3 protein-coding genes are annotated in these 3,178 nt (G+C 73.6%); all 3 read right to left on the bottom strand.

Going from position 1 to position 3,178, the window contains the following annotated elements:
* Nucleotides 1–1,414: PAS domain-containing protein (locus tag AX737_RS10615; protein WP_156453644.1), on the bottom strand; the 1,414-nt coding region annotated here is incomplete at its 3' end.
* A 180-nt stretch (nucleotides 1,415–1,594) separates the two neighbouring features.
* Nucleotides 1,595–2,296 (bottom strand): cellulose biosynthesis protein BcsS, encoded by a 702-nt coding sequence (gene bcsS, locus AX737_RS10610; RefSeq protein WP_238229354.1) that lies wholly within the window; start codon nucleotides 2,294–2,296, stop codon nucleotides 1,595–1,597.
* Between the two features lie 278 nt (nucleotides 2,297–2,574).
* Nucleotides 2,575–3,178, bottom strand: a 604-nt coding sequence (locus AX737_RS10605; RefSeq protein ID WP_156453643.1) for a response regulator, incomplete at its 5' end; no start/stop codon positions are given.

The following is a 3,178-nucleotide window of genomic DNA, read 5'->3' as shown; positions in this document are numbered from 1 at the left end:
ACTCGACCGAGGAGCGGATGATGGTCAGCAGGTTGTTGAAGTCGTGCGCCACCCCGCCCGTCAGCTGCCCCACAGCCTCCATCTTCTGCGACTGGCGCAACGCCTCCTCCGCCTGACGGAGCTGCTCCTGCTCGCGCAGGCGCTCGGTGACGTCGGTGCCGTACTGGAAGGCGCCGATCCGGCGCCCCTCCGCGTCGCGCAGGGCCGTGAAGGTCAGCTCGTAGCTCGCGCGCCGGACGTCGGGATCGCCGAAGGCCTCCACGACCGTGAAGTCCTCGCCCGCCAGCGCCCGCCCCCAAACCGCCCGGGTCGCCGCCCGGTGCGCGGGCCAGGGCTCCAGCAGGGCGAGGAGGTCGTCGCCGATGCGGGGCCGCACGCCGTACAGGCTCTCGAACTCGTCCGCGCAGGCCCGGTTGAGCGCGAGCACGCGGTACTCCGTGTCGAGCGCGGCGACGAGCGCGTCCGTGGTCTCGAACACGTCGGCCCAGAGCTTGCGCTGGGCGAGCGCCTCCGCGACGCGCCGCTCCAGCACGGCGTTCACCTCGCGCAGGCGCTCCTCGGCGCGCCGGCGGTCGTGGATGTCCTCGACGACGCCGTACCAGCGCAGGATCGCGCCGTCCGCGTCCCGGCGCGGGTAGGCGCGGGCGCGCATCCAGCGATAGGTGCCGCTGCGGGCGGCGCGGATCCGGTAGTCCACGTCCACCGGCTCGCCCGAGGCGAGGCAGGCGGCGAAGACCGCCTGGGTCGGCGCGATGTCGTCGGGATGGAGCGCCCGCGCCCAGCCGGCGCCCAGCGGCTCGCCCGGCGCCTGCCCCGTCAACTCGAGCCAGCGGTTGGAGTAGGAGGTGATGTTGCCCGCCGTATCGCAGGTCCAGGGCACCTGCGGGTTCAGCTCGACCGTGTGTCGGAAATGGTCCTCGCTCTCGCGCAAGGCGGCCTCGCCCAGCACCCGCGCCGTGGTCTCGGCGGTGACGCAGAGCAGGCCCGCGATCGCGCCCGCGTCGTCGCGCACGGGCGAGTAGGTGAAGGACCACCAGCTCCGCTCCGCGCGGCCGTCGCGCGAGAGGTCGAGCATCATGTCGGTCAGCACCTGGCTCTCGCCCGCGAGCGTGGCCGCGACCAGGGGCTCGATCGCGTCCCAGATGCTGGCCCAGACCTCCCGGAACGGGCGGCCGAGCGCGGTCGGCAGCCGGTAGCCGAGGAGCGGCCGGTAGGCGTCGTTGTAGAAGCAGAGCAGGTCCGGCCCCCAGGCGAGGAACATCGCCGTGGGGCATTCGAGCATCAGCGAGAGCGCGTTGCGCAGGGCCGGCGGCCAGGTCTCCGCCGGGCCGAGCGGGGTCCGCGCCCAGTCGCGGGCGCGGATCTCGTCCCCGGTGGTGCCGCCCCGGGGCAGGAAGGCGAAGGGATCGCTCACGCCGCCGGGCACCGCGGGCCCCGCGGCAGGGCCGTGGACCGGGCGACCGGCGCGGGAAGGGGAACGGGACGGGAGACGGGACGCGGACCGGACATGGATGGCATATCCGTTCTCCGCCGGCTCGGGACAAGCGGGCAGCCTGTCACAAGCGTGCGGCCTGCCCGGCGCGCGACCGACCGCTCAGAAGTTGGCACGCGCCTCGATGCTCGAATAATAGCCCGTGCCCTGGATCCGGTCGCGCACGTAGCCGACGGCGAGCGACATCTGCACCGGCCCGAAGCTCAGGCCGGACAGGTGGGCGCCGACGCGGTACTGCCGGAAGAAGTCGTCGCCGAGGAACAGCGCCTCGGGCCCGATATACACGCCGTCGGCGACCATGTAGCCGACCCGGAAGCGGGAATAGTAGGCGTTGAACTTGGTCGAGTAGGAGCCGTAGGCCGAGACCATGGTCCGGTCGGTCGGGTTGGCGTAGAAGTTGGCCGCCACCCGGAAGCCGACGCCGGTGCCGACCACCGGGTTGCCGGGATCGAGGATCGAGAGCTGGTTGCTGCGCACGTTGAAGCCGATGAAGCCGGCGAGCGCGGCGTCCCGCCAGACCCACTCGTAGCCGCCCATCAGCGAGCCTTCCTGCTGGTAGCCCGTCACCCGCGAGGCGACCTGCTGGCCCGGATAGGAGTAGGTGCCGGCGATGCCCTCGACGCGCACCCGCGCGCCGCTCACGGTCGGGGGCGCGCCGAGCGCCGCCGTGACCGTGACCGAGCCGAAGGCCGAGCTGTTCGAGGTGATGCTGGTCGAGCCGTCGACCGCGACCGCCCAGCTGTCGTCGACCGCCTGGGCCTGCGCGCCGGTGTACCAGTCCGCGCCGCCCGAGGAGACCGGCAGGTCGGCCGCGCGGGCCTGGGCGGCGGCGAGGACGGCGAGTCCCGCGAGACCGACCCTGAGACAAGTCCTGACGGATTGATCCCGGTGTGGAGAAACCACGGCCGCTCGCTCCCGGATACGCACACGCTAACGCACCGATTTCTCCGCGATGAGGGTTAACAAGCATTTCCCGCGGACTGAAAAATATCGCGCCGCGCGGCCCGGAATACCTGCCTCTCTGCCGGCTGATCAGTTTCGGGGTATGAAAGTTCGGAGGCGGCGTCCCGGGCGCGGGCCGCTCAGGCGGCGCGGGCCTCGGGCGCGCCGAGCAGCGCCGCGAGGTCTTCCTGCCGGAAGGGCTTGTCGAGCTGCAGGAAGCGGCGGGCCGCCGCCGGCAGGTGCCCGTGCGGGCTCGCCAGGATGACGCGGATGCCGGGATGCCGCTCCACCACGGTCGCGGCGAGCTGGAGGCCGGTCATCACCGGCATCGACTGGTCGGCGATCATCGCGTCGTAGGCGTCGCTCTCGGCGAGCAGCGCCAGCGCGTGCTCGCCCGAGGCCGCCTGCGTGACGCGGTGGCCGAGTTCGGCGAGCGCCTCGGCGACGCTCGCGCGCACGAGGCTGTCGCTCTCCACGAGCAGGACCCGCAGGGCGCTGGCCCAGGCGGGCGGCTCGGCGGGCGCGGCGCGCTCGGCCGCCCGCAGCCAGATCTCGGCCAGGAAGCCCTCCTCGCCGCCCCCGTCCGAGAGGAGGCGCCACGCGCCCCCGGCCTCGGCGACGAGCCGCGCGGCGGTCTCGATCCCCGCCAGCCCGGCCGCGCGCGGCACAGCGCCGGGCAGGCGCCGCCCGCTGGCCAGCAGGACGTGAACGTAGGGCCCCGCGCCCAGGCCGAGGCCGGCGGGG

The sequence above is a fragment of the Methylobacterium sp. CCH5-D2 genome, from assembly GCF_001556475.1.
In the GTDB taxonomy this organism is placed as follows: domain Bacteria; phylum Pseudomonadota; class Alphaproteobacteria; order Rhizobiales; family Beijerinckiaceae; genus Methylobacterium; species Methylobacterium hispanicum.
Note: the sequence above shows the minus strand (reverse complement) of the source record. Positions and strands in the feature narration are given on the sequence as shown.